Annotated in this window: 18 protein-coding genes; 6 read left to right on the plus strand and 12 right to left on the minus strand. The window is 72.1% G+C overall.

The features are described from left to right. Positions 1–19 precede the first annotated feature (19 nt). The gene (locus tag DN051_RS36065) at positions 20–1,513 is read left to right on the plus strand and encodes an FAD-dependent oxidoreductase (RefSeq protein WP_425471798.1); all 1,494 of its coding nucleotides are present in this window, start codon (positions 20–22) and stop codon (positions 1,511–1,513) included. 28 nt (positions 1,514–1,541) lie between these two features. Here the strand turns inward: DN051_RS36065 and DN051_RS36070 are convergent, their stop codons facing one another. The 6 genes from DN051_RS36070 to DN051_RS36095 all read right to left on the minus strand — a co-directional run bounded on the left by DN051_RS36070 (position 1,542) and on the right by DN051_RS36095 (position 10,184). Continuing rightward, positions 1,542–2,549, minus strand: a complete 1,008-nt coding sequence (locus DN051_RS36070; protein ID WP_053756015.1) for a DUF5914 domain-containing protein — start codon at positions 2,547–2,549, stop codon at positions 1,542–1,544. Beyond that, complete coding sequence (locus DN051_RS36075) at positions 2,546–3,541, minus strand: phytoene/squalene synthase family protein (RefSeq protein ID WP_112440868.1); 996 nt, start codon at positions 3,539–3,541, stop codon at positions 2,546–2,548. The genes DN051_RS36070 and DN051_RS36075 overlap by 4 nt, the downstream gene beginning before the upstream one ends. Then, a complete protein-coding gene (gene crtI / locus DN051_RS36080) occupies positions 3,528–5,099 on the minus strand; it encodes a phytoene desaturase family protein (protein ID WP_112440870.1) in 1,572 nt (523 codons plus the stop codon). Before crtI ends, DN051_RS36075 begins: the two co-directional genes overlap by 14 nt. Further along, positions 5,096–6,238, minus strand: a complete 1,143-nt coding sequence (locus DN051_RS36085; RefSeq protein ID WP_112442679.1) for a polyprenyl synthetase family protein — start codon at positions 6,236–6,238, stop codon at positions 5,096–5,098. Before DN051_RS36085 ends, crtI begins: the two co-directional genes overlap by 4 nt. Positions 6,239–6,361: 123 nt before the next feature. Then, on the minus strand, positions 6,362–7,861 hold the full coding sequence (locus DN051_RS36090; protein WP_112440872.1) for a cryptochrome/photolyase family protein: 1,500 nt from the start codon (positions 7,859–7,861) through the stop codon (positions 6,362–6,364). A gap of 211 nt (positions 7,862–8,072) precedes the next feature. Next, positions 8,073–10,184, minus strand: a complete 2,112-nt coding sequence (locus tag DN051_RS36095) for an MMPL family transporter (protein WP_112440874.1) — start codon at positions 10,182–10,184, stop codon at positions 8,073–8,075. Positions 10,185–10,257: 73 nt separating this feature from the next. Between DN051_RS36095 and DN051_RS36100 the strand changes: the two genes are divergently transcribed. Further along, on the plus strand, positions 10,258–10,761 hold the full coding sequence (locus DN051_RS36100; RefSeq protein WP_199314764.1) for a MarR family winged helix-turn-helix transcriptional regulator: 504 nt from the start codon (positions 10,258–10,260) through the stop codon (positions 10,759–10,761). Positions 10,762–11,045: 284 nt separating this feature from the next. Continuing rightward, positions 11,046–11,981 (plus strand): hypothetical protein, encoded by a 936-nt coding sequence (locus DN051_RS45250; RefSeq protein WP_162625034.1) that lies wholly within the window; start codon positions 11,046–11,048, stop codon positions 11,979–11,981. A 397-nt stretch (positions 11,982–12,378) separates the two neighbouring features. Here DN051_RS45250 and DN051_RS36115 read toward each other — a convergent pair whose 3' ends face one another. From DN051_RS36115 to DN051_RS36125, 3 genes are all read right to left on the minus strand, one after another. Then, positions 12,379–13,938, minus strand: coding sequence for a DUF4139 domain-containing protein (locus tag DN051_RS36115; RefSeq protein ID WP_112440881.1), 1,560 nt, complete (start codon positions 13,936–13,938; stop codon positions 12,379–12,381). 8 nt (positions 13,939–13,946) lie between these two features. Beyond that, entirely contained in the window at positions 13,947–16,037 is a 2,091-nt protein-coding gene (locus DN051_RS36120; RefSeq protein WP_112440883.1) for a DUF4139 domain-containing protein, read from the minus strand. 168 nt (positions 16,038–16,205) lie between these two features. Next, positions 16,206–18,326, minus strand: a complete 2,121-nt coding sequence (locus DN051_RS36125; RefSeq protein ID WP_162625035.1) for a SpoIIE family protein phosphatase — start codon at positions 18,324–18,326, stop codon at positions 16,206–16,208. 205 nt (positions 18,327–18,531) lie between these two features. Between DN051_RS36125 and DN051_RS36130 the strand changes: the two genes are divergently transcribed. Further along, positions 18,532–19,221 (plus strand): hypothetical protein, encoded by a 690-nt coding sequence (locus DN051_RS36130; protein ID WP_162625036.1) that lies wholly within the window; start codon positions 18,532–18,534, stop codon positions 19,219–19,221. 87 nt (positions 19,222–19,308) lie between these two features. Here DN051_RS36130 and DN051_RS36135 read toward each other — a convergent pair whose 3' ends face one another. Beyond that, positions 19,309–20,253: an aldo/keto reductase gene (locus DN051_RS36135; protein ID WP_112440889.1), complete on the minus strand. Its 945-nt coding sequence runs from the start codon at positions 20,251–20,253 to the stop codon at positions 19,309–19,311. Positions 20,254–20,409: 156 nt separating this feature from the next. Here DN051_RS36135 and DN051_RS36140 point away from each other — a divergent pair, with 156 nt between their 5' ends. Both DN051_RS36140 and DN051_RS36145 read left to right on the plus strand, forming a co-directional pair. Continuing rightward, positions 20,410–21,408, plus strand: a complete 999-nt coding sequence (locus tag DN051_RS36140) for a pyridoxal-phosphate dependent enzyme (protein ID WP_246040707.1) — start codon at positions 20,410–20,412, stop codon at positions 21,406–21,408. A 178-nt stretch (positions 21,409–21,586) separates the two neighbouring features. Further along, positions 21,587–24,418 (plus strand): AfsR/SARP family transcriptional regulator, encoded by a 2,832-nt coding sequence (locus DN051_RS36145; RefSeq protein ID WP_162625037.1) that lies wholly within the window; start codon positions 21,587–21,589, stop codon positions 24,416–24,418. A gap of 74 nt (positions 24,419–24,492) precedes the next feature. Here the strand turns inward: DN051_RS36145 and DN051_RS36150 are convergent, their stop codons facing one another. Both DN051_RS36150 and DN051_RS36155 read right to left on the minus strand, forming a co-directional pair. Further along, on the minus strand, positions 24,493–25,218 hold the full coding sequence (locus DN051_RS36150) for a cytochrome b/b6 domain-containing protein (RefSeq protein ID WP_112440895.1): 726 nt from the start codon (positions 25,216–25,218) through the stop codon (positions 24,493–24,495). 155 nt (positions 25,219–25,373) lie between these two features. Continuing rightward, positions 25,374–25,871, minus strand: coding sequence for an allene oxide cyclase barrel-like domain-containing protein (locus tag DN051_RS36155; protein WP_053756002.1), 498 nt, complete (start codon positions 25,869–25,871; stop codon positions 25,374–25,376). Positions 25,872–25,889 lie beyond the last annotated feature (18 nt).

Genomic DNA, 25,889 nt, shown 5'->3' on the forward strand with positions numbered 1-25,889 from the left:
TCGCCGGGCCGAGGTCCTGATGCCGGCACCCGGCCGGGACCGGTTCGGCCGGGCGGACGCTCCGGGCGTCGCCGTGGTCGGCGGAGGCATCGCCGGACTCGCCGCGGCGACCCTGCTGGCCGAACGCGGAGCCCGCGTGACGCTCTACGAACGCGAGGACGCGCTCGGCGGCCGGCTCACCGGCCGACGCACCCGCCTGGCCGACGGCTCCGAGGTCACCATGAGCCGGGGGTTCCATGCCTTCTTCCGCCAGTACTACAACCTGCGCGGCCTGCTGCGGCGCACCGACCCCGCGCTCACCCGGCTGACCGCCCTGCCCGACTACCCGCTGCGGCACAGCGGCGGCCTCACCGACAGCTTCGCCCGCGTCCCGCGCACACCGCCGTTCAGCGCGCTCGGATTCGTCGCCCTGAGTCCCACCTTCGGCTGGCGCGACCTCACCACGATGGACGCCCGGGCGGCGCTGCCGCTCCTCGACGTCCGCGTGCCCGACGTCTACGCACGTTTCGACGACGTCAGCGCCACCGCCTTCCTCCGGCAGGTCCGCTTCCCCGAGGCCGCGCACCATCTGGCCTTCGAGGTCTTCTCGCGCAGCTTCTTCGCCGACCCCCGGGAACTGTCCGCCGCCGAACTGCTGCTGATGTTCCACATCTACTTCCTCGGCTCCGCCGAGGGCCTGCTGTTCGACGTGCCGAACGACCCCTTTCCGCAGGCGTTGTGGGAACCGCTCGGCGACTACCTCCGGCGCCTCGGGGCCGACGTCCGCACCGGCACCCGCGTGCGGGGTGTTCACGCTGTCGACGGAGGGGGAGCGGAGGTGCGCACCGACACGGCCGTGGAACGCCACGACGCGGCGGTCCTCGCCCTCGACCCCGGTGCCCTGCAACAGGTCGTCGCCGCGTCGCCCGGCCTGGGAACCGCCGCCTGGCGCGACGACGTCGCCGCCCTGCGCACCGCCCCGCCGTTCCTCGTCTCCCGGCTCTGGCTCGACCGGCCGGTACGAGCCGACCGGCCCGGCTTCCTCGGCACCAGCGGCTACGGCGGCCTGGACAACATCAGTGTCCTGGAACGCTACGAGGGGGAGGCCGCCCGATGGGCCGCGCGCACCGGGGGGTCGGTGGTCGAGCTGCACGCGTACGCCGTCACCGCCGGCGACCGGGAGGCCGTGCAGGACGAGATCGTCGACCGCATGCGCCAGGTGTACCCCGAGACGCGCGAGGCCGGGATCGTCGACGCCCGGCACGAGTGGCGCTCCGACTGCCCGCTGTTCCCTGTCGGTTCCCATCACCGGCGCCCCACCGTACGGACTCCCCATCCCCAGCTGACGCTCGCCGGTGACGCGATCCGCTGCGACCTCCCGGTGGCGCTGATGGAACGTGCCGCGACCACCGGCTTCCTGGCGGCCAACGCCCTGCTCGCCGACCGGGGCGTGCGCGGTCAGGTGTTGTGGACGGTGCCCCGGGCGGGCCGGTCCCGCGGTCTGCGGGCACTCGCCGCACGCGCGGGACGCTGAGGGCGCCGTGCGTGCCGGGCGGCACGGTTCACCCCGGGAACCGCCCCGTGCTGCGCAGCTCCCAGCGCCGTTCGGCGTAGGCCAGATCGTCCCGCCACAGCCGGCCGGCCGTCTGGCGCATCAGGGGTCGCAGCGCGGCGGCGGCCGCCCGGGCCCAGGCGAACCCCCGTCGGTCGGAGGCGGCGACCACCGCCTCGACGACGGCGGTCCTCGGCTGCTCGTCCGCCGGGCCGGTCAGCGGCGTGGCATGGGTCTCCACCACGGAGGTCGACCCCTCGCCCTCGGTGACGCGCATCACGACCGTACGCGGTTCGGGCGCGGTGAACTCGGCCCGCACCGGCACCACCAGACGGCTCGTCACCCGGAAGGAGACGTCCACGACGAACGCGTCGTCGGTGTCCCCCTGCGGTGTCCGGACCACGGTCAGGTCGACGAACGAGTACGGATGGAACCACGACCCGTGCCAGGGATCGAGCCGGTTGGCGACGATGTCCTGCGGCTCGCACCGCCCCACCGCCGTGAACACGGCGTCCACCCCGCTGCCCGCCGCGGGGCGCTCCGGCACCATCGGCCGCTCGGTCGGCTCCTCGGCGCCGACGGCGTCCAGCCGCACCCACACCAGCACGCCGTCGTCGTGGACGGGATACGGATCCCACCCGGCGAACGGGGCGCCGTCCAGCGCCAGTCCGTGCCAGTGGCACACCAGCGTGCCGCACACCACCCGGCTGTCCCGCAGGGGCGCACCGAGGTGCGGGCAGGCGCCCGGACCGGCGTGCAAGGCCCCGGTGTCCGAGCGCCACAGCACGATCTCGACGCCGCCGACCGTCCTGCCGTACGGGCGGCCTCCCGCGCGGACGTCCCGGGAGGCGCCCACCACGAACCAGTTTCCGGACGGACGTGCCGACGCCCGCTTCAACGCGTCCGCGATCAGCGACGGGCGGGCCTCACGCCAGGTCGGTGTCTGCGTCGCCCAGTCCGGCCGGCGGCGGCGCCGCAACGGTGACGTCCAGCCGCCCCGGTCCGCTCGGTCGGTCATCGCGCGGGTCCCTTCCACTGGAGTACCGCGCCGCCCGCCGTCGGCGCCGGGCCCTCCACGCGCGCGCGGTAACGCGCCCGCAGGACCTGGGCGGCCCCGGCGGCGGCCGTGACGGCGCGCCGACGACGCGACACCACGGCACGCCGGTGCAGGACGGCGTAGTCCTGGTCCGCGACGGCGTCGAGAATGCCGCTGTACAGCGTGTACGCGGTGCGGATGCAGGGGCGCACCCGAGGGTCCAGCATGTCGATGCCGGCCTCCGCCTCCCCGTACACCCGCCGGGTCAGCGCCTCGGCGGCGACGAGCGCGGCGCGGACCCGCGGATCCCGGCGCCCGGTGCGGCGGCTCCACTCCAGCAGCGGCCGGTCCACGCCGTGGGCGGCGAGCAGGTCCGCCGGCAGGTAGACCCGGCCCCGGTCCAGGTCCTCGCCGACGTCCCGTAGGAAGTTGGTGAGCTGGAAGGCGACGCCGAGAGCCGCCGCGTGCGGCGCCGCGACCTCACGGGGCACGACCGTACCGAGCACCGGCAGCATCTGCAGTCCGATCGCCGCGGCCGAGCCGTGCATGTAGGCGCACAGGTCGGCGTACGTCGGATAGTCGGTGACCGTCAGATCGGCGCGCATCGAGGCGAGGAAGTCGGCGAACAGCGAGTGCTCGATCCCGTACCGGGCCGCGGTGTCGGCCACAGCCCGGACCACGGGCTCGTCGCCTGTGCCGGTACGCAGTCCGTGCGCGAGGTCGCTCTCCAGACACCGAAGCAGCCGGTCGCGCTCACCGGGTGTGCCGCGCCGGCCGAGATCGTCCACGATGTCGTCCGCCCAGCGGGCGAAGCCGTACAGCGCGTGCACGGCCGAGCGGCGTTCCAACGGCAGGAGGCGGGTGGCCAGGAAGTACGTCCTGCCGTGGCGGGCGTTGAGTTCCCGGCACCTGGTGTAGGCGGCGCGGAGCGCGGGTTCGGTGATGTCGGCGGCGTCCAGTTCACGACGGGTCATCGGCGGTCTCCGCGGTCGGGGTGGCGGCGATTCTCGCGGCCGCCGGAGCGGGCCGGACGCGCGAGGCACGGCGCCGGATGCCGCCGGTGACCCGTGCGGCCGCGAGTTTGCCGCTGATCAGCACGGGCGGAACGCCCACTCCGGGGGTGGTCCCGCATCCCGCCAGTACGACGTTGTCCAGCCCGCGTACGAGATTGCGCGGACGGAACGGCCCGGTCTGGGCGAACGTGTGCGACACCGAGAACGGGCTGCCCGCCGCGTGTCCCTGTGCCGTCCAGTCCAGGGGCGTCACCAGCATCTCCTCCTGGACGCTGTCCGCGAATCCCGCCAGGCCCCGGCGCTCCAACTCGGCGACCAGGCCGTCCCGGTAGCGCGGACCGAGATCACGCCAGGCTCCCGCGGATGGTCCGACAGCGGTGTTCGGGCAGGGAGCCAGGACGTAGTGCAGGTGCCGGCCCTGCGGGGCCAGGGCGGGATCGTGTGCCGTCGGCCGGGTGATCAGCAGGGACGGGTCGCTCATCAGCCGGCCCGAGCGGGTGAGTTCGTCGAAGGTGCGCTCCCACGCCGCGCCGAAGGAGAGCGTGTGGTGGGCCAGACCGGGCCAGGTGCGGTCGGTCCCGGCGTGCAGGATCACCGCGGACGGCGAGTGACGCAACCGCACCGGACGCCGCGGAGCGCGCCCCAGGAGGCGGTGGGAGGCGGACAGTTCACAGGTCAGCACGACCGTGTCGCAGGGGATCCGCTCGCCCGAGGCGAGGCGTACGGCCCGGACCCGGCCCGCCGACCGTTCCAGCGCCTCCGCGGCCGCCGACCACCGGAACTCGGCTCCGGCGTCCGCGGCGGCGTCGGCCATGGCGCGGGGCAGCGCGTACATGCCGCCCTTGGGGAACCAGACGCCCGCCACCGTGTCCATGTAGGCGATCACCGCGTAGGCCGCGAGTGCCCGGGCCGGTGCGACACCGGCGTAAAGGGACTGGAAGGAGAACACCCGGCGCAGACGGGCGTCCGTGAGGAAGCGGCCGATACGGCTGTCGAGCCGCCCGAATCCGCCCAGCGCCGCCAGACGCGCGAGGTCAGGGTGCAGGAGTTGGAGGGGCGAGTCGAAGTTCGTGTCGATGAAGCGGCGCATCTGCGCCCGGTAGAGCCGCTCCAGCCAGTGCCGCAGCGCACGGTAGCCCGCGGCCTCGGCGGGGCCGGCGAATCGCCGGACCTCGGCCTCCATGGCCTCACCGTCCGTATGCACGTCCAGCGAGGTCCCGTCCGCGAAACACGCCCGGTAGGCCGGGTGCAGGGCCATCAGGTCCACCCGGCGGGCCAGGCTGTCGCCGACGGCCGCGAAGGCCTCGTCGGCCAGCTCAGGCATGGTCAGCACGGTCGGGCCGGTGTCCACCTGGAATCCGCCGAGCCGCGTCCGGCCGGCCCGGCCGCCAGGGCCGGCGTCGCGTTCGACGACCACGACCTGCCGTCCCGCTCCGAGCAGATGAAGCGCGCAGGCGAGGCCCGACAGCCCGGCTCCCACCACCACGACACGGTCGGTCGGCCCGGTCACCGTCCTCACACGTCCTCCCCGGTGAGGTCCGGGGCGGCGCCCGAGGCCCGCTCGACGAGCGAGGCGAACTCCTGTCGTACGGCGTGGCTCGCGCCGGCCCGGTCGAAGTGCCGCAGGCCGGCGGCCGCCAGGTCCGCGATCTTCGACTCCACCACGGACCGGGCGCCGGTTCGTTCGAGCGCCGCCCGCATGCGCTCCACGGTGTCGTCCGACCGGGACACCTCACCCGGGGCGAGCACGGCGGCGGCCTCCTCGTCGCCGGTCGCCTCGGCGAGCCGTACGGCGACCGCGAGCAGATAGGTCAGCTTGCGCGTCCGCAGGTCGTCGCCGACCGGCTTGCCCGTCAGGGCCGGGTCCCCGAAGGCGCCGAGGAGGTCGTCGCGCAGTTGGAAGGCCAGCCCCGCGCAGCGGCCGGCGGAGCGGAGCGCCGCAAGGGCGTAGTCGTCGCCGCCGGCCAGCGACGCGCCCAGCGCCAGGGGCCGCTCCACCGTGTACAGGGCGCTCTTGAGCGTGGCGATCGTCAGCGCCTCGTCGACCCCGGAAGAGCCGGTCGCCTGGGCGTGGATGTCGCGGTACTGGCCCGCGACCATCTCGCCGCGCATCGCCCGCCATTCGTGGTACAGCCGCGAACCGTGCGGCGACCCGAGCGCGGTCTCCGTCAGCAGATCGTCGGCCCAGGCCAGTGCCAGGTCACCGGCGAGCACGGCGACGGCGGTCGCGAACGCTTCGGGCGGGCCCGTCATCCGCGCGGCGCGGTGCATACGGGCGAGGTCGACGTGCATCGTCGGTGCGCCCCGCCGCAGCGTCGATCCGTCCATCACGTCGTCGTGCAGGAGAGCGCACGCCTGCACCAGTTCCAGGGCCGCGCCCGTGCGGAGTACCGCAGTGGCGTCGCCGGTGCCTCCGGCCGCCCGCCATCCGCACCACACGAACGCCGTCCGCAGCCGCTTCCCTCCGCGCCGGACGAACGCGGCGACACGGCCGGCCACGTCCCGGGCGAACACCGGGTCCACCTCGCGGGCCTGGCACAGTCCCGCGTCGAGTACCTGCTCCAGGAGTGCTCCGACGGTCCTGGTGGCACCGAGGGCCGTGAGCGGGTCGCCGACGCGTCCGGCCGGTTCGGCCGCAGTGGGCCGCAGTCCGAGCATGCACAACCACCCCTTCTCACTCTCGGTCACCTGCACGCCAGTGCTTCCGCCACCGGACCGGATCTGGATGCGCTGATTCCTGCCCGCTGCCGACCCTGTTGCCGGACCGCTCACCCCACCGGTCTAGGGAGGAGAGTCACCGCGATCACGCTCCTGGCGCCGGATCTCGTCGAGATCTTCGAGCCGGTCGAGTCCTCGCACCGCCTGCGCGGTGCGGTTGTTGTGCTCCAGCCTGGAACGGTGCCGGTCGAGGAAGGACCAGTAGCCCGCGCTGTAGGGGCAGGCATGTGCGCCGGTCCGGTCACCCGGCCGGTGGACGCAGTTGCCGCACAGATCGCTCATCCGGTTCACATAGGCACCGCCGGACGTGTACGGCTTGGTCGTCATACGGCCGCCGTCGGCGTACTGCGACATACCGACGACATTGGGCACCATCACCCAGTCGTAGCCGTCCACGAAGCTCCGGTGGAACCAGTCCGTGACCGCGGCCGGGTCCCAGCCCTGCTGGAGGGCGTAACTGCCCAGGATCATCAGCCGCGGGATGTGGTGGGTCCAGCCGGTGTCGCGCACCTGGGACAGGACGGTGTGCAGGCAGTTGGCGCGTACGTCGTCCGCGTCCAGTTCGTTCCACCAGCCGGGCAGCGGGGCGGTGTGCCGCAGCACGTTGGACTGCCGGTACTCCTCGCCGAAGTACCAGTACAGCTGCCACACGTATTCACGCCAGCCCGCGATCTGCCGGACGAATCCCTCGACGCTGTTCAGCGGTGCCTGTCCCGCACGCCAGGCCGTCTCGGCCCGTTCGACGCACTCGGCCGGATCGAGCAGGCCGAGGTTGAGCGTGGACGACAGCAGGCTGTGACTCATGACCGGGTCGGCGGCGAGCATCGCGTCCTCGTACGGGCCGAACGAGGGCAGCCGGTGCTCGACGAAGCGCCGCAGCGCCGCCCGGGCCTCGGGGCGGGTCGCCGGGAACTGCCGGGGCCCGTCCTGCCCGACGAAGGACGCGTCGCCGTCCTTCTCCCAGCGGTCGAGGTCGCGGCGCACCTCGTCGTCGATCTCGTCCTCGCGCGGCCGGTAGGGAGCGGGCACGGGCAGGGTGGACGAGTTCCTCGGCGGGGCCTCCCGGTTGTCATGGTCGTAGTTCCACCGGCCGCCGGCCGGAGCGCCGCCGTCCATCAGCAGGTCGTGCCCCCGCCGCACCCACCGGTAGAAGGCCTCCTGACGCAGTTGCTTGCCGTCGTGGCCGTCCGCCCACGCCGCGAAGTCGGCCATGGGCACCAGGAATCCGCGCGCCGGACACACGGTCACCTGAGGCAGTGAGCGCACCAGCCGCAGGGCGGCGTACGAGGTCGGATGGTGGACGGTCACCGGGCCGTCGCCCACCGCCCGCGCCAGGCCCTCCCGGTAGGTCTCGGCTCGGACGTACGTGACGCGGTCACCGAGTTCGGCGGCCCGGTGGCGCATGGCGGAGAGCACGAGGTGGGCCTTGGCCCGGTGGAAGCGTCTGCGCCGGAACACCGACCGTGCCTCGATCATCAGCAGCGGCGTGTCGCGGGTGATGCCGCTCTCCCCGGAGGGGCTCAGGAAGTGCGGTCCGAGCTGATCGCCGAACAGCCAGTGCATGCGGTGTTCCTCTTTCGGTGGCGCCGCGCGTGAGCCGCCTCCACCCGGCGGCCCTTACCCGTCCACTTCCCGTCCGGCGCCATGTTCGGATGCACCCCAGATCCGGGGATCGTCCGTTCGCCCGGGCACGGTCGCGCGTTTCGGCCATGGCCCGGGTCCGCGCCGGCGACCACCCCGAAGCCGGCCCGGACCCGCGGCACGTGGACCGGCGCTACGCCGGTCGCCCCGGTCCCGGCACGGGGCCGACGCCGTCGCGGGCCAGGGCACCGGGCCACCAGGCCCGGGGGCCGATGTCCATCACCAGCCCGGGCACCAGCAGCGAGCGGACCACGAGGGTGTCCAGCAGCACACCGAAGGCCACGATGAACGCGATCTGCACCAGGAAGGCCAGCGGGATCACCATCAGGGCCGCGAACGTCGCCGCGAGCACCACACCGGCCGAGGTGATGACTCCCCCCGTCGTGGTCAGACCGCGCAGCACACCCTGCCGCGTGCCGTGGACCAGTGCCTCCTCCCGTACCCGGGACATCAGGAAGATGTTGTAGTCGACGCCCAGCGCGACGAGGAACACGAATCCGTACAGCGGTACCGACGCGTCCGTGCCGCTGAATCCCAGGAGGTGTTGGAAGACGAGCGCCGAAACGCCCAGTGTGGCCAGGAAGTTGAGCGCCACGGTCGCCACCAGCAGGACCGGTACGAGCAGGGAGCGCAGCAGCAGGACCAGGATCAGCAGGATGATGCCGAGGACAATCGGAATGATCAGGGTGCGGTCCAGTGCGGCGGTCCGCTGGGTGTCGAGCTGCTGGGCGCTGTACCCGCCGACCAGCGCGTTTGCCCCGGGGACGGCGTGCACGCTCGCCCGCAGCCGTTCGACGGTGTCCTTGGCCGCGTCGCTGTCCGCCGCGGGGCTCAGGGTGGCGTCGATGCGCGCGCGCCCGCCGACCACGAGCGGCTCGCCGGTGCCCTCGGGGCCCGAGGCGGCGACGGCCTCGGCCGCCGCGACACCCTCGGTGCTCTCCGCCGCCGCCGTGACCTGCGCGACGCGGTCGGCGTCGGTGATGATGACGGCCGGATTGCCGGATCCGCCGGGGAAATGCGCGCCGAGCGCTTCCTGGGCGGCGACGGAGGGCGCGTCGCCCACGAAGATCTCGTCGAGCGGTACGCCCTTGCTGGACAGGGAGGGGGCGAAGGCCGCGAAAACGGCGAGGACGAGCGCGGTCACCAGCCACGTCCGGCGCGGTCTGCGGTCCACCGCGGCGGCGACCCTGCGCCACACCCCCCGACCCGCCGTGGACGGGTCCGCGGCCTTCGGCCGCGAGGGCCAGTGGGCGGCACGGCCCAGCAGGGCCAGTACGGCGGGCAGGAAGGTGAGCGTGGAGAGCACGGCGCACACGATGCCGATGGCGCCGACCGGGCCCAGGGCACGGTTGTTGGTGAGCCCGCTCGCGAGCAGGGCCAGCAGGCCGAGGGCAACGGTGGCGGCACTGGCCGTGATCGCGCCGAACGAGCGGCGTGTCGCCGCCACCGCGGCCGACGCCGGGTCCCCGCGCAGGGCGAGTTCCTCGCGGAAGCGTGCGGCGAGCAGCAGCGCGTAGTCGGTGGCGGCCCCGATCACCAGGATGGACAGGATGCCCTGCACCTGACCGTCGACCCTGACCACGTCCCGGTCCGCCAGCGCGTACACGATGGCGCAGGCGAGTGCCAGGGCCAGCACCGCGCCGAGGATGATCACGAACGGGAGCAGGACGCTCCGGTGCACCAGGAGCAGGATCAGCAGCACGGCGCCGAGGGCGACGCCCAGCAGCAGTCCGTCGATGCCCGCGAACGCGTCCGAAAGATCGGCCTGGCTGGCCGCCGGACCCGCGATCCGGGCCGTGGCGCCCGGTACGCTCTGCGCCGCCCGACGCACCTGGTCCAAAACCGTGGGCAACTCCTCGCCCAGGTCGGGCTTCAGGAGGACGACCGCCTGCATGGCCTCACCGTCGTCGGAGACGCGAGCGGGTGACGGGCGGCCGACGACACCGGCTTCGCCGGCGAGCGCGCCCACGGCGTCGGTGGCCGCTGCCCGCTGAGCCTCGGTGACCGGGTCCCCTTCCACCGTCCAGACCACGACGGCGGGCACGGTCTCGAACCGGTCGAACGCCTCACGGGCTCTGAGCACCTTGGTGGATTCGGCGCTCTCGGGCAGGAAGGCCGCTTGGTCGTTGGTGGCCACCTCGCCCAGCTTGCCCGCATAGGGCCCGAGCGTTCCGCCCACGCCCAGCCAGACGAGGAGCAGTGCGAGAGGTATGAGCCACCGGGCCCAACTCGGTGCGGTTCTCATGGCATCCCAAGCAGTAGGCGAAGTATGTCAGCCATCAAGTATCTCAATGGTTGAGTGATCCTATACTGGGTGCATGAGCGGTACCGGCACGCACTCGCCCTCTCTTCCCGGGAACGACCCCACGGGGTTGCAGTCCTTCGCTGTCCTGTTGCGCAGGATGAACGGCGAGTTCAACCGCATCGCCCAGGAGTTCGCCCAGGCGCAGGGCCTGCACCTCACCGATGTGCAGGCCCTGATGGCGATCCTGGACGCCGACGCGGACGGCGCGGACGAACCCGTCACGCCCGGCCGGCTGCGCAAACAGCTCAATCTGACGTCCGGCGCGATCACCGCCTGCCTGGACCGTCTGGAGAAGGCCGGCCACATCAGGCGCGTCCGGGCGACCGACGACCGCCGCGTGGTCCACCTGCACTACGCGGAGGCGGGCAGGAGCCTCGCCCGGGAGTACTTCCGCCCACTGGCCCGCAGCACGGACACGGCCCGCGGCCGCTTCACCCCGGACGAACTGGCGGTGGTCGTCCGCTTCCTCGCCGAGATGAACCGGGAACTGGTCCAGTTGCGGCAGGTGTCAACTTGACCCGGTCCTGAGTGACCGCGCCTGGAGGTGGTACTCAGACGGCTTACGGGGTTGCAGGGACGCTTGACTCGCGCCCCGCATTCCGCACCACGGTGCCGCTTTGGGTGATGTTGTGGGAAGCGTTCCGGTCCGCGTCGGACCGCTCCTCGCGGCGAGCAAGGCTAGGACATGTGATTCGCTTGATCGCCGACTCGTGGATTTGGGGCAGGTAGCACTGTTCTTGCCCGAAAGGACCCATCCCTCCGGCATAGTGCCTATGAAGCACGTCACATCCGGGGGGATTGATGACCACCACTTCTCAGCAGCCGGACGGCAACCGAAGCCCCACGTCAGAAGATGAGCAAGAGCAGCAGCCCAAGGGGGTTCGTCGCGTTCTGGCTTGGGTCGGCGTCGCAGTATTGGCTGGAGCGGCCTCCACTCTTACGGGGCTGAGCGAGGACGCCATTGGTTGGGGGGTAGACGCCGTGAGGGCACCCTTTACTGATGACAAACCTGCAGCGCCCATCAGCGTAAGAATCGAACAGGCGGACCCGTATGACAACTGTCTGAACCAGGAAGGCATGGTCTTCCCAGGCTCCATCAACGACTTGTCGGGCTTCGGTAAGGTCCACGCCGGACCGAAACCGCCCGTGACGACCGAGAAGCAGCAGCAATCACTGAGGGATCGACGTGCCTGGGATGCGGCTCACGGAGCCATCCCTTCGGACATGACCACCATCTATGTTCACGTACAGGGGAAGAGCGATCAATCGGTCACTCTAACGGGTCTTTCGATTAATGTCCGGGAGACCGAGGACGCTCCTAGTGGTGTGCGCATGACGTACACGCCGGGCGGGTGCGGTGACGACAACGAGAGCCGATTCGCGGTTCAGACAGACCGTCGCAGTCCTCGGGTGAGCTTCATCAACGGTCGGTCCGACTCCGGTGACAAACGCATCGAAGGATTCCCGGTCCGTGTGACAACTCAGGACACGGAGAATCTCGAACTCGTTGCCTATTCGCTCCACAAGGACACCCGTTTCACATTCTCACTGAACTGGGTGTCAGGCGACAGGTCCGGGAGCTACGAGATTACTGCCGACGACGGGCAGCCCTTCGAGGTGACTTCGTCGAAGAACGCGAAAACCTACAGCTACACGTCCTGGGAGAACAACAAAGTAGCCCCTGATCCTTCCGAGACGTGGGACGGCACAATCCCTTACGCGGCGCGGAGGCACTGACCGTAGCCTCCGAAGGGTGCGCAGCCGAGGGCCGACCGAACTCCCAACGGCGCTCCCCGCGGGCTGTTCGCGCAGGGCGCTGCCGACGTGATCTGCGCGGGCGCCACACACCACTGGGAGGCGGGACGTCAATCCGCGCGGACTCAGGCGCGCTTCGAGTGGGCGCGTCGGTGTTTGCGCCATTGCTTGTGGAGGACGAGGCAGGTGTGGGCGATCACGGCGGCGCCGGCGCTGATGGCCAGCAGGGTCCATTGGTTCACCAACAGCTCAACGACCGGGGGCCGTTGGGGTTCGCGGTGTCGCGCGGCGGAATCCGGTGCCGCGCGACGCGGCGGAGGCGGGGGCGTTCGGTGGGGTGCGGGTCGACCCGTCGGGCACGGCCCGGAGGCCGGTGACCTCAGAGGCCGGTGACCTTGGAGTTCGCCGTGACCTCGTAGACGAGGGTGACGGTGCGCCGACCGCCGGGCGGCAGGGGGATGTTCCAGCGCACGATGCCGTCCGCGTCGATCGCCTGGGGCGCGGGGGAGCAGGCCTCCTTGCGCAGGCGTACCTCCACCGCCGAGACCTCCGAGACCGGGATCCGTTCCCGGAGGGCGATCACGGTGTCGCCGTCCTCGGCCGGGGCGGAGAACCTGGAGAGGTGCAGACGGACGGTGCGGGTGACGACGGTCCGCTGGGTGATGCCGGCGGTGTCGCGGGTCTCCTCGGTCTGCCGCAGCACCCGGTGGTCGTCGCGGCTGCCGAAGGCGAGGTCGACCGGGGCGCCGGGGGCGGCGAAGTCGAGCGTGCCGCGTCCGCTGAAACCGCCGGCACGGACGAGGTCGACGGGCCCGGCGAGCAGGGCGTGGCCGGACACGTTGTCGAACCGCACCACCTGGCTGACCAGGGGCGACAGCTCGGGTGAGCAGGTGTACTCGCTGCTCGGGCGGGTGATGAAGGAGGACAGCGGTATCCGGTGGGCGCGGCCGTCCGAGGGCACGGAGATCCGCGCGGGGGCGTGCAGGACGCGCACCTCGCCGCCGTCGTCCACGCCCGGCAGCCCGAGCACCGGCACCGGACCGAGGTCCGCGACGTCCTCCTCGCGCAGTTCCACGTGGACGGTGCGGCGGTCCTCGGGTGAGCGGTCCTCCAGCGTCAGCCGGTCCTCGTCGAGCCGCGGCGGCTCGGCGGCCTGCGCGGTGCGAGCCGTCGACAAGGTCAGCTTCACGTCCGACCAGTCCTCGCCGGTGCGTTGCCAGACCACCGCCTCACTGTCGAACGTGAGGGACTCCCCGTCGAGCACGGCCCGGTAGGCGGGCCGCCACAGTGCGCACGGGGTGAGGTGACTCAGCCGCAGCTCGGCGGGCCCGGCGGCCGCGGCCTCGACGGCCACCTCGATGTGGGCGACGAGCTCGGCGGGCTCCGCCTCGGCGAGACGCACGGCCAGCTCGGCCTCGGAGAGTTCCGCGGCGAGCCGCGTCAGCCGGGCCTCCGTGATGCGCAGTTGCTCGCCGCAGGAATGGCGTTCGTCGTCCACCCGGTCCAGTTCCCGCGTCCAGCGGGCCTGTTCGGCCTCTCCGAAGCCCGCGCCCTCGCCGATCTCCCGCAGCAGGTCGGCGGCGAGCCGGCCGAGCAGATCGAGGCGGGCACGGAGCCGGTCGCGCCGCCGTCCCAGAGTGAGCCGCTCGTCCTCCAGGGCCGCCACGCGGTGGCGCAGGGCGGAGTCGTCCTCGGCGGGCCGCGGCGCGCGCGGTGTCCAGCTGCGCACGATCCGCGCGTCGAGCACGGTCGCCGGGTGTTCGGCGGTCAGTTCGGCATGCAGGGTGCGGTCGACGGCCAACGCGCTGACCGGTCCGAGGCGCAGCCGCTGGGTGCCGGCCTCCAGTTCCAGCTCGACCGCGCGCTCGACGTGGGCGCGGTCCTCCAGACATGTGACGGCGGTGACGGGGAGGGCGATCGGCTCCGGTGTCGTGGACATGGGATGTGTCAGCTCCTGCGGTTGCCGCCTGTCAGGGCCTTGCCGGCCGGGATACGGATTTCATAGCCACCGTCGAGAGCGGCGGTGCCGCCGGCGGGCAGCCGGATCCGCCACAGGCGGGTTCCCGGGACGCGGTGTTCCGGGTCCTCGGCGTTCTCGGGCCGTGTCCAGTCGGCGCGTTCCTCGATCCGGACGTCCGCGTCGGAGGTGACCGGAACGCGTTCGCGCACCTCCACGGTGACGGGTACGGGAAGCCGGTTGGCCAGTTCCACATGGACGCGGTGGTCGAGCACCGTGGTGTTGTTGCGCAGCCCCGAGGTCGACTCATGCTGGTTCGTACGGCGAGTGACGCCGATGGCCTCGGCCGGACCGAGTCCCACCCGGCACACACCGCCGGGGGCGAGGGTGGGCAGTGCGGTCGTGAGCAGGAAGTCCCCGTCCACGGTGACCTCCACCGGGCCGGCCAGCAGCGCCTGATCGGTGGCGTTGGAGACGACCAGCGTCGAGTACACGATCTGCTCCACGGCCGGTACGCAGATGTACTCGGTATGCAGACCCACGGGTATCTCGCCGACGGTGACGGTGTGCCAGGTGCCGTCCGAGGGGATGTCGGCGGGGGCCGCGGCATCGAACCGGTGGTCGAAGGAGCCCGCCGACTCGCGGGGCGGCACGGCGTGTCCGGGCCGCGGCAGCGCGGCCACCGCTTCGGCACGACCCCGGTACTCGGCGGTGACCGCGTCGTAGGCGGAGCCGGGGAACAGCCGGCCTCGGCGGGCCTGCTGCTCGTCGGGGCCGTACAGGACGAGAGCGGCGTAGTCGAGCTCGTCACCGCTCGGCTGCGGCGGCCCGACCGCGCGTGGCCGCTGCGGCGGCGCGGGCGCGGCGGGGGCCGCGGACGCCCGTGCGCGTGCCGGTGCGGCCCGGCCGGGCGCGGCCGGTGCCAGGGCGGCGGGGGGTGCTGCGGGCCTGCCGCCGGGTACCGGAAGCGGAGCGGGCGGCCCGCCGTAACCCGGCATGGGCGGCGGAGGCGGTGGCGGCAGCGGAGCGGACGCGGGGCCACCGGCAACGGCTCCGAATCCCGAGCCGCCGGTCAGGGACTCGGGTACCGCGCCGCCGCCGGCGACGGGCCTGCGCGCCGCTCCGACGGCGACGGGCACGGACGTGCGCTCGGCGTCCCGGCGGGAGCCCGCCCCGTCGTATCCCGTGAACAGGTCGGCCAACCCCGCGGGCGGTTCACGCCAGCCGGAGGGCGCCGGGGCGGGCTGACGGCGTCCGATCCGTACCGATCGGAGCCGGGGCAGGTCGGTGCCGCGCCGCAGGTCGGCGGTGGCCAGGGCGAGGCGCACGCCGGTCCAGTCCTCGCCCGTGCGCTGGGCGACCGAGGCGCGCAGCAAGAGGTGTCCGTCGGCCTCGCCCTGATGGTGTGTGAGCCGGTAGGCCGGTACCCAGACGGCGCCGGGCACCCCGTACTCCACCTCCACCTCCACGTTCGTGTCCGCGGTGCCGTCGAGGGTCAGGGCCGCGCACATCGTGGTTTCCACATGTGCGGACGGGGCGTCGGTGGAAGCGCGGGCGTACCTGTCGGCGGCGATGTCGAGTTCGTGCTCGGCGAGTCGCAGCGCCTCCTCCAGTTCGAGGAGGCCGGTGTGCAGCCCGGTCAGCCGCCGGTCGACGAAGTCGGCGAGCTCGAGCCAGGCGTCGACCGGGGTGCGGCGGTGCGGGTCGTCACGCTTGCGTGGCGGAGGGACCGGGCGCAGGGCGCCGACCTCCTCGATCAGCGCGAGTTGCCGGTCGCGGCGCTCCCGCGCCGCCGCGCAGACGTCGCGCAGCCGTTCCACTTTGCGACGCAACTCGTCGGCGTCGGACCCGACCGGCTCGGCCTCGACCTCCACCCGCGCCTCGGTGACACGCACACCGGGGGTGCCGACGACACGCGCCCGCAGTGAGCCCGGGTCCAGCGAGCGGGGAAGTCCCGTCACCCGTACATGTCCGCCCGTCGGCGCGCTGCCTCGGGCAAGACGGCGGCAGAGCGCGCCCTGCGCGTACACCACCACCGAATCGAGCGTCGATGCCCATCGCCGGGCTGCCTCGGCCGTCATGCGCCCCCACCCCACCCGTCCCCGTGTTCGTCCGGGGGAAGCCTACGCGAGGGCATGCCGTCCGGCGTCGTCCGATGCCGACGTCAGCGCGGTCCTGCGGACTCGTCGCCAGGGCCCCGTCGCCGCAGGACACCCGGCGCGTCCGGACATGTCGTGAGTCCCGCCGGATCAGGCAGCGGCCCGGCAGTCGACGTCCCCGGCGGGACTGCTGAATTCGTGTTCGGCCCAGATGGTCTTACCGGTGTCCTCGTACCGCGTGCCCCACTGCGATGCCACGCACGCCACGAGGAACAGGCCCCGGCCCCCCTCGTCCAGGAGGCGCGCGTGCCGCAGGTGCGGTGCGGTGTCGGCGTCGTCGTGCACCTCCACCGTCAGTCTCCGGTCGAGGATCAGCCGTAGCCGGATCGGACCGTCGGCGTGGAGGGTCACATTGGTGGCCAGCTCGCTGACGACCAGTTCGATCGCCGGGAGGCAGTCCTCCAGCCCCCACTCCGACAGCTGCCGACGCGCCGCCCGCCGGGCCTCGGGGACCGAAGCCGGTTCCGGCGGGAAGGTCCACGACGGCGCCCGGTCGGGGGCGATGCTCCGGGTCCTGGCCACCAGCAGTGCCGCACCGTCCACCGGAGTGGTGTCGCGCAGGACCTCGTAGGCCACTTCGTCGCAGACCTGCGCGGGCGGCGCTTTGGTCCGTACGACCTCGCGCAGCCGGCTGGCACGCTCACGCGCCTCGGTCGGGTGGCGCTCCGCGCTGCCGTCGGAGTACAGCGTCAGCAGGCTCCCGACCGGCAGTCGAGTGGTGAGCAGGTCGTACGGAACGCCCTGGCCGAGGTGGGCGCCCGTGGGTACCTCCAGCGCGCTCGCCACGCCTTCGGGGGTGGTGAGCAGCGGGCTCTCGTGTCCTGCCGAGGCGGCTGAGCACTGCCGGGTCACCGGGTCGTACGTGACGTACAGACATGAGGCGGTGAAGGGAGGCTGTGCTTCGTGCAGGGTCGCCGGGCTGGTGTCGTACTCGTGGGCCAGCCGCTGGGTGACGTCGTCGAGATGCGCCATCAGCTCGTCGGGCGGCAGGTCCATCGAGGCCAGCGTGGACGCGGCGGTCCGCAGACGTCCCATCGCCCCGGCGGCCCGCAGGTCTTCGCCCGGCACGTATCCGATGATCAGCCCCACACGGCAGCTGGACAGGGGAAGGACGTCGAACCAATGCGCGCCGTACCGGCCGGTCCGGTAGCAGTGCGCGGACTCGACGGCCGCCAGTTCGGGCGACACCCGCGGCAGCAGACTGCGCTGGAGCGTGACGGCGACCGTGTGCTCGCGGGTGAATCGGCGGGCGTTGTCGAGACACACCGCCGTGAACGCGGCCAACTGCGCGGCCAGCGACCGGTCCTCCTCGTTGAAGGGTTCGCTGTGGTGGCCGTCGCGGTAGAAGCTGGCCAGGCCCATCACCAGCCCGTGCACGGTCAAGGGTGTGACGATCAGTGAATGAACGCCGGACGCGGCGATGAATCCCGCTCGTGCGTGGTCCCGGGCCAGCCAGCCGCCCGACTCGGGCACCGCGCTGATCAGCCGGGGCCGCAGGTCCGCCAGTGCCTGCGTGTACGGGGTGTGCGAGGCGAACGGACTGGCGCCACCGACCGGGTAGGCGCCCACGGCCTGACGCTCGCGCGCCTTGAACGCGGCACGTCGCATCGGCAGCGCGACCGTGACCGGGCCCATGGGCGCGTCACCGGTGAAGATGGCCTCCATCAGGTCGATCGCGATGGCGTCGGCGAAGTCGGGGACCACGATGTCGGCCAGTTCCTGTGCGGTCCGCAGGGCGTCGAGCGTACTGCCGATGCTGGTCCGCGCCACGTTCAGGAGATCCAGTTCGCGTTGCTTGCGGTTCTGTTCCGTGACGTCGTGGATCATCGAGGCGGCGGCGTGGCGGAGGTGTCCCGCGCGTTTGATCGGATACCCGGTGACGGCGTACTCGTGCTCGCGGTCCGGATCGGTGGCCGGGCAGGCGGACATCGGGCGGTCCAGGACCGGGCTCCGGGTCTCCAGCACGAGCCGCATGATCGGTGACAGCGGCAAACTGCCGTCCAGGTCCTTGAGGTCCGCGCCTATCACCAGCTCCGCGGACAGGCCGCGCAGCGCGAGCGCCGCGGGATTGGAACGAAGCACGCGCAGTCGTGCGTCGTACACCTCCAGCGCGGCCCTGGACTGGTCGAACAGCTCCTTCTCGACGCCTTCCGCCGCGTTCGGGGCCGCCGCGCCGATCGACGAGGGAGCGTGTCGTGGTTCACCAGGCATGATCGATCTCATCTCTCATCGACAAGGCCCAGTAAACCTGCCTGTCCGCCCACCAGCCACCGGGAGCCGGCCCGGCCGGTCGGTCCTGGTCGGCCGCTGCTCGCGGGGGAGGGAAAGCACCGGCGGTGATCACATAGGCTCTGCCCCCGTGATTTCTGAGCCGGAAATGGAAGACGGTGTCGGCGATTTCGGTACTTGCCGCACCGTGGGTGACTACAGCGAGGAGTCCGTGGCGCACAGCAGGTCACGAAACCCCTGGCTGTGGGCGCTCGGAGGCGTACTGGTGGCCTCGGCGCTCTGGGCGGTGGCGGTGTTCCGGTGGGAGCTGGGCGTCCCGGAGCCGGACACGCGCGGGTACCGGCTCACCGCGGGTACCTGCCGGTCCGTGCAACTGACCGCACTCACCGCGGAGATCGGGCCCAAGGACTCCTCGGGTGTTGTGGTCTCCGGGATGTCGCGGCATCCGGCTGCCGATCACCTCCAGTGCTTCATCCACCTGCGTCCTGACGCGAACGGCGAGCATGCCGACACGGGTTGGTTCATCGACTACACGGTCGGCATCGACGTCGCACTGCACAAGCAGAGCGACCCGGGCGTGGAGTTCGAGGCGGGACGGCGGGTCACGGACCTGGGGATCGTCCCCGAGAGTGGGGCGCAGCGCCTTCCGGACCTGGGCGACCAGGCGTATCTGATCACCCGGGACAGCAGCACCCGGGAGTTGCGGGTGCTCGACGGTGGCGTCGTGCTCTCGCTGAGCCTGTCCGCCATGGTCAGCTACCAGGGCGTGGACGACAGCGGGTCGATGGCCGAGGCACCGGAGGTCCCGGACCTGTCCGCTTACCGCACCGCCATGATCGACGACCTGCGCGATCTCAAGTCCCGTCTCAAGAAGTGAGCCCGGACCGGGTGGCGGCGCTGTCGGCCGCGCGTCGTCGTTCGGTCCGGCTCGCGGTGGGTGCAGTCGGCGCGGCCCGGGGTGGGTTCAGTCCGACGCCCGCGTCAAGCGGTCCAGTTCCTCGGCGGTGAGGCGCAGCTGCGCGACCCCCAGCAGCGCCGGAAGCTGGTCCACCGTCCGGGCCGAGGCGATCGGCGCGGTGATCGTCGGCTGCGCCGCCAGCCAGGCGAGGGCGACGGTGGCCACGGGCGTGCCGTGAGCGTCGGCGATCTCGTCCAGGGCCGCGAGGACCTTCCGGCCGCGCTCGGACTCGACGTACTTCCCGGCCGAGCCCGCACGGGCGCTGTCGACGGGGGTACCCGGACGGTACTTGCCGGTGAGGAAACCGGAGGCCAGGGAGAAATACGGCACCGCGGCGAGGCCCTCGCGGGCGGCGAGGTCCCGCAGTGGGCCCTCGTACGTGTCACGCGAGACCAGGTTGTAGTGCGGTTGGACGGCGACGTAGCGGGCGAGGCCCGCGCGGTCGGAGACCTCCAACGAGGCCCGCAGGCGTTCGGGGCTGATGTTGGACGCGGCGATGTGCCGGACCTTGCCCGCCTTCACCAACTCGTCGAGGGCGCCGACGATCTCGTCGACCGGTACCTCGGGTTTGTCGTAGTGGGTGAAGTAGAGGTCGATGTGATCGGTGTCCAGGCGGAGCAGCGAGGCGTCCGCCGCGGCCTTGATGTTGGCGGCGGACAGGCCCTGGTACCGCGGGTGCTGGCTGACCTTGGTGGCGATGACGACGTCCGAGCGGTTGCCACGGGACTTCATCCATCTGCCGATGATCGTCTCGGACTCGCCGCCCTCGTTGCCCTCGGCGAACGCGGAGTACGAGTCGGCCGTGTCGATGAAGTTGCCGCCCGCGCTCGCGTACGCGTCGAGGACGGCGAAGGAGGCCTGCTCGCTCGCGGTCCAGCCGAAGACGTTGCCGCCCAGGGCGAGGGGGAACACCTCGAGACCGGAGGAACCGAGTGTGCGCAGAGACGTCATACTTCAATGTCAGCGCCAACCTCGGATGATCGCATTCCATCGTCCGGGGCAGTCGTCGCGCGAAGGGGCACGCGACGAGGGGCTGAGGAAATCCGCCTGCCCACCGGACGACAGCACCGACCGGCCGCCGAAGTCAGGCTCGGGAAGGAGAACACAGTGAGTACGAACGACGCGCCCGCCGAGTCACGACGGGTGCGGCTGGGCACGTGGCCCACGCCGCTCGAACCGGCGCCCCGTCTCGCGGTCGCGCTCGGCCTGGACGCCGCCGACCTGTGGGTCAAGCGCGACGACCTGACCGGTCTCGGCGGCGGTGGCAACAAGGTCCGCAAACTGGAGTGGACCGTGGGCGCCGCGCTGGCCGAGGGCGCCGACACACTGGTGACCACCGGCTCGCCGCAGAGCAATCACGCCCGGCTCACCGCGGCTGCCGCGGCCCGCTCGGGCATCGAGGCCGTGCTGGTGTTCCCGGGCTCCCCGGGTGCGTCAGGGTCCGGGAATCTCGCGCTGGACGGTCTGTTCGGCGCCCGGATCGTATGGGCCGGCGACGTGGACGCCGAGGGTCTGGCACGGGTGGCCGCTCGCACCGTGGCGCACCTGACGGAGGACGGCCGGCACCCGGCCCTCATCCCGTTCGGCGGTTCGAACGCTCTCGGCGCGCAGGGCTACGCCGAGTGCGCCCGCGAACTGACGGCCCAGCTGCCGGACGTGTCCACCGTCGTGGTCGCGGTGGGTTCCGGCGGCACCATGGCGGGCCTGGTCGCCGTACTGGGGCCGGAGCGGGTGCTGGGCGTGGACACGGAAGCGATGGCCGACCCGGTGTCCGCCGTGGCCGAGATGGCGACCGAAGCGGGCGGCCGGGTCGTGACGCCCGCCGACCTCACGGTCCACGGCCGCCCGGGAGACGGGTACGGCGTCCTCACCCCGGCTGTCGAGGACGCCCTGCTGCTGGCCGCCCGGACCGAAGGGCTGGTCCTGGACCCGGTCTACACGGGGCGGGCTCTGGCCGGCCTGGCCGCCGCGGTCGAGGACGGGACGGTGCTCCGGGGGCGACCCACGGTGTTCCTGCACACCGGAGGACTGCCCGGCCTGTTCGGACATCCGGCGGCGATCGCGTACGCGGAGAACGCGCTGCGAGACGGTACGCGGGGCGGCTGAACGGATCCGGGCGGGCCGCCGCGCGAGGCGGGTGCCGTGGGCCGAACGACGGCGTCCACCCCCGGCAACGGGTGGGGCCCGGCGCCGCAGGTGCCCGCCCCATGTCCCACATGTGTCGCCACGACCCGTACCTACCTGTGACCGAGCACTCTAGGATTTTGTCCCGGGGGTGGTTCGTGTGGCGGCGGAGTTCCGTGTGCTGGGCGGGGTCGAAGTGCGGGTCGACGGCGCCAGGCTGGAGTTGGGGCCCGTTCGGCAGCAACGGGTCCTGGCCGCGCTCCTGTTGGACGCCAACACGTTGGTGACGCCCGACCAACTCGTGGACCGTGTCTGGGGGGAGCGGGCACCGCAGCGCGCCCGGCAGACGCTCTACAGCTACCTCTCCAGGCTGCGCCACGCCTTGCGGGCGGTCACCGGTGAGGCGTGGATCGAGCGGCGCCCGGGAGGATACGAGCTGACCGTCGCCCCCTCAGCCGTCGACCTGCACCGTTTCCGCGCCGACACCGCGCGGGCCCGCGCCGTGGTGCGGGAGGGTGACGAGGACGAGGCGGCACGCCTGTTCACGGAGTCCCTCGCGCTCTGGCGCGGCGACGTGTGTCCCGGTATCGACACTCCCTGGTTCAACGCCCAGCGGGAGGCGGCGCACACCGAGCGGCTCGCGGCCTTCCTGGACTGGGGCGACCTCCAGTTACGGCGAGGTCTGCACGCCGAGTTGCTGACCGCGCTGCCCGCCCACGCCGCCGGTCACCCTCTGGACGAGCGGCTGGCGGCCCAGCTGATGCTCGCCCTCTACCGCGGCGGACGTCCTGCCGACGCCCTCAACCACTATCAGGTGGTGCGCCGTCGGCTCGCCGAGGAGTTGGGCATCGACCCGGCCACGCCGCTGCGGGAGCTGTACCAGCAGATCCTGATCTCGGATCCCCGGCTCGCGCCACCCGAGCGGGACGACCCGGACCCCGCGCCCGCCGACGCGGTGCATCCCAGACAACTGCCGGCGCTCCCGCCGCTGTTCGTCGGCCGTGGCAGTGAACTGGCCCGACTGGACAAGCTGATGGGGCCGCAGCACAGGCCTGACAACGGCTCCGTGCTGACAACCGCGATCTGCGGCACCGGCGGTGTCGGAAAGACGTGGCTGGCCCTGCGCTGGGCCCATGACCAGAGCGAGCAGTTCCCCGACGGTCAGTTGTACGCCGACCTGCGCGGCTTCGCTCCCACCGGCGAACCGGCGGACCCGTACGCGGTCGTACGGGGATTCCTGGAGGCGCTCGGCGCCGACCCCGCGAACCTGCCCTCCGCCCCGCAGTCCCAGGCCGCGCTGTACCGAAGCCTCACGGCGGGCCGGCGATTACTCGTCGTGCTCGACAACGCCCGCGACACCGACCAGGTGGTGCCCCTGCTGCCGGGCAGTCCCACCTGCGCGGTACTGATCACCAGCCGGCACCGGCTCCCCGGACTGGCCGCCTCCCACGGGGCGGTACAGCTCATCCTGGAGACACTCGACGGCACCGAGGCACATGACCTGCTCGCCCGGCGTCTGGGCGCCGACATGCTCGCCGCGGAACCCGTCGCCGCCACCGAGCTCCTCCACCACTGCGCAGGCCTGCCACTGGCCATCAGCGTCCTCGCCGCCCGCATCACCACGGACCCGGTCCTCTCCCTGGCCGCCCTCGCAGCCGAACTGCGCGACACCGCGACCCGGCTCGACGCACTGGAGACGGGTGAGGAGACCAGTGACGTACGGGCGGTGTTCGCCTCGTCCTACCTGGCCCTGGACGCCGATTCCGCCCGGGTCTTCCGTCAGCTCGCCCAGGCACCCGGGGCCGACATTGGACTGGGTGCCGCCGTCAGCCTGACCACCCTGCCGCTCGCCGGGCTCCGGAAGCGTCTGCGCAGTCTCCAGGCGCACCACCTGCTTCAGGAACATGTGCCCGGCCGCTTCACCTACCACGACCTGCTGCGTGCCTACGCCCTCGAACTGGCGGAGACCGCCGCGCCCGCCGTCGAAGCGGGCGCGGCACTCACCCGCGTACTCGACCACTACGCGCACTCGGCACACGCCGCCGACCGCGTCCTGCTGCCCCACCGGGACCCGCTGCCGCCGGTCCCGGTGAGCGACGGCACACAACCCGAGGTTTTCACCACGCACGAGCAGGCGATGGCGTGGTTCGCGGGCGAGCACACCGTGCTGACAGCCGGCGTCGACCACGCCCTGCGCACCGGGCGCAACGTGCAGGCGTGGCGGCTGGCGTGGGCGATCACCACCTTCCTGGCCCGCCAGGGGCGCTGGGCCGATGTCAGCGCCGTGCACACCACCGCTCTCACCGCGGCGGTCCGCCTCGGGGATCCGGCCGCCCGCGCCGAGTCCCATCGCGCGCTCGCCTGGGCCTGCACGGAGACCGGCCGCTTCGCCGAGGCCCACGACGAGCTGACCCTCGCGCTTTCCCTGTCGGAGACCAGCGGCGACGGCCTGTCGGCCGCGCACACCCATCTCGCGCTCGGCTGGCTGTACGAGCGGCAGGGCGACAAACGGGCCGCCCTGCGGCACGACCAGCGCGCGGTCGAACTGTTCAGCTCGGTCGGCAACCTCGCGGGCCGGGCACGGGCCTTGAACGCGGTGGCGTGGGACCACGCACAACTCGGCGACCACGCCGCATCCGTGCGCCGATGCCAGGAGGCGCTCGCCATCCAGCGCGAGCTCGGTGACGAACGGGGCCGGGCCGGCACATGGGACACCCTGGGATTCGCCCACCACCAACTCGGCGAGCACACCAGAGCCATCGAGTGCTACGAGCACAGTCTGCGCCTCAACCGCGCACTGGGACACCGCTACAACGAGGCCGAGAACCTGGTGCACCTGAGTCAGTCCCACCGGGCCACGGGAGCGGTCGAAGCGGCCGGCGACGCCCTGCGCGAGGCACTCGGCATCTACCTCGACATCGGTGCCCTGGACTCGGACGTGGACCATGTCCGCACACTCCTGCGCGAACTCGACGGGCCGCCGGTTCCATGAGTCACGGCGCACGCGTCGAACGCGTGCGCCGCAGGGTGACCGGATCCCGGCACGGTCGTGGTGAACCGAAACGCTCAGTCGTCCTCGATGCCGGGACGCTTCCCGCTGTCCTCGATGCTCGGACGCTTCCCGTCGGCCTCGGCGGCGTCCTCCGAGAGCCACTTGGAGTGGTGGCGGTCCGCCCATGCGCGGCCGACGTATCCCGTGCGCATTCCCTCAAGGGCCTCCGGATCCCCGTACGCCTTCCGCATATGGGCGATGATCACGAAGGTGATGGCCCAGGCGACGACGTCGTGGATCAGGATCGCGTTGGTTCGGGAGATGAGGGGCAGGAACCCGCTGAACCACATCAGCGAACCGGTGAACATCATGACCAGCACGGCGCCGGCGATCCAGCCCGCGTACAGCTTCTGACCCGCGTTGAACTTGCCGGCCGGACGTGCACCCGGTGACGTGACCCGTCCGCGGGCCGCGCGCAGCCACTGTGTGTCGTACGGCGCGAAGCGATTGAGCCGCCGAAGGTCCGCACGGAGAGCGGCCGACGAGAGCCCGATCAGCAGCGGGGCCGGCAGCAGGATGCCCGACCACCGGTGCACGGTGGAGACCAGGTGGCGATGCCCGACCACCTGGGCGAGCGGGCCCAGGTAGAGGCACGCCGCTGTCACCAGGCAGACCAGCATCAGCCAGCCGGTGGCGCGGTGCACCAGTCGCTCGGTCGTACTGAATCGGCGGACTCTCCCGGGCGGGTCGAGCCGCTTCACGTTCCCTGTCGGCCCGTCCCAGCCGACCGTGGATGTCATGTGTGCGCACCTCCCGGTGGCGGTGGACCACTTGCCGGCCGCTGAGACGCCGGGCAGGTGTGTGTCTGACGGGCGAGGGTGTTTCGGGGGCGGAGCGACGCCGGACCCGGGCCGCCGGGACAACTGCCCGGCGGCCCGAGTCCGGCGGTGGGGGATCAGCGCTGAAGATGCACGGTGAAGTGGCGCTCGGTCTCACCCGCGGGAACGGTGCGGATGAAGCCCTGAGCGGTGCTGTAGGCGCCCGATCCGCCGGTGATCGCGACGTCCACGGAACTCGGGGCGGGCAGGTGCAGCAGCGACTGCGCGGCGAACTGGCCCTCGGGGAGCGCGAAGGTGCCCACACACTGCAGGGCGGCGGGACTGACCTGGGTGTAGGTGCAGATCGCGCTGTGGTCGCCCACCTTCTTGCCGTCGCGGTACAGGTCCTCGTGGACGATCCGCTGGTCGCCCACACTGGTTCCCGGCTTGCCCAGGTCGACTTCGCCGGACGAGGTCTGTTTGCCGACCAGTTCAAAGGTCTGCGTACGGGGTTTGCGGTCCGACGTGTCGGCCGAGGCCGACGACGCGAGCGCAGCGCCGCCGGCGAGGGCCACGGCAACTCCGGCGGCGACGCTCAGGTAGCGCGCCTTGCTGGCCTTGGTGGTGTGCGACATGTCTACTCCGTGTTCTTG

The sequence above is a fragment of the Streptomyces cadmiisoli genome (genome assembly GCF_003261055.1).
In the GTDB taxonomy this organism is placed as follows: Bacteria; Actinomycetota; Actinomycetes; order Streptomycetales; family Streptomycetaceae; genus Streptomyces; species Streptomyces cadmiisoli.

Bases quoted from the DNA above. Each gene is read 5' to 3' on its own strand.
- DN051_RS36085 (WP_112442679.1), bottom strand. From the start codon at position 6,238: ATGCTCGGACTGCGGCCCACTGCGGCCGAACCGGCCGGACGCGTCGGC.
- DN051_RS36115 (WP_112440881.1), bottom strand. From the start codon at position 13,938: ATGTCCACGACACCGGAGCCGATCGCCCTCCCCGTCACCGCCGTCACA.
- DN051_RS36090 (WP_112440872.1), bottom strand. From the start codon at position 7,861: ATGCACTGGCTGTTCGGCGATCAGCTCGGACCGCACTTCCTGAGCCCC.
- DN051_RS36150 (WP_112440895.1), bottom strand. From the start codon at position 25,218: ATGACATCCACGGTCGGCTGGGACGGGCCGACAGGGAACGTGAAGCGG.
- DN051_RS36155 (WP_053756002.1), bottom strand. From the start codon at position 25,871: ATGTCGCACACCACCAAGGCCAGCAAGGCGCGCTACCTGAGCGTCGCC.
- DN051_RS36070 (WP_053756015.1), bottom strand. From the start codon at position 2,549: ATGACCGACCGAGCGGACCGGGGCGGCTGGACGTCACCGTTGCGGCGC.
- DN051_RS36125 (WP_162625035.1), bottom strand. From the start codon at position 18,326: ATGCCTGGTGAACCACGACACGCTCCCTCGTCGATCGGCGCGGCGGCC.
- DN051_RS36120 (WP_112440883.1), bottom strand. From the start codon at position 16,037: ATGACGGCCGAGGCAGCCCGGCGATGGGCATCGACGCTCGATTCGGTG.
- DN051_RS36100 (WP_199314764.1), top strand. From the start codon at position 10,258: ATGAGCGGTACCGGCACGCACTCGCCCTCTCTTCCCGGGAACGACCCC.
- DN051_RS36065 (WP_425471798.1), top strand. From the start codon at position 20: ATGCCGGCACCCGGCCGGGACCGGTTCGGCCGGGCGGACGCTCCGGGC.
- DN051_RS36075 (WP_112440868.1), bottom strand. From the start codon at position 3,541: ATGACCCGTCGTGAACTGGACGCCGCCGACATCACCGAACCCGCGCTC.
- DN051_RS45250 (WP_162625034.1), top strand. From the start codon at position 11,046: ATGACCACCACTTCTCAGCAGCCGGACGGCAACCGAAGCCCCACGTCA.
- DN051_RS36095 (WP_112440874.1), bottom strand. From the start codon at position 10,184: ATGAGAACCGCACCGAGTTGGGCCCGGTGGCTCATACCTCTCGCACTG.
- DN051_RS36135 (WP_112440889.1), bottom strand. From the start codon at position 20,253: ATGACGTCTCTGCGCACACTCGGTTCCTCCGGTCTCGAGGTGTTCCCC.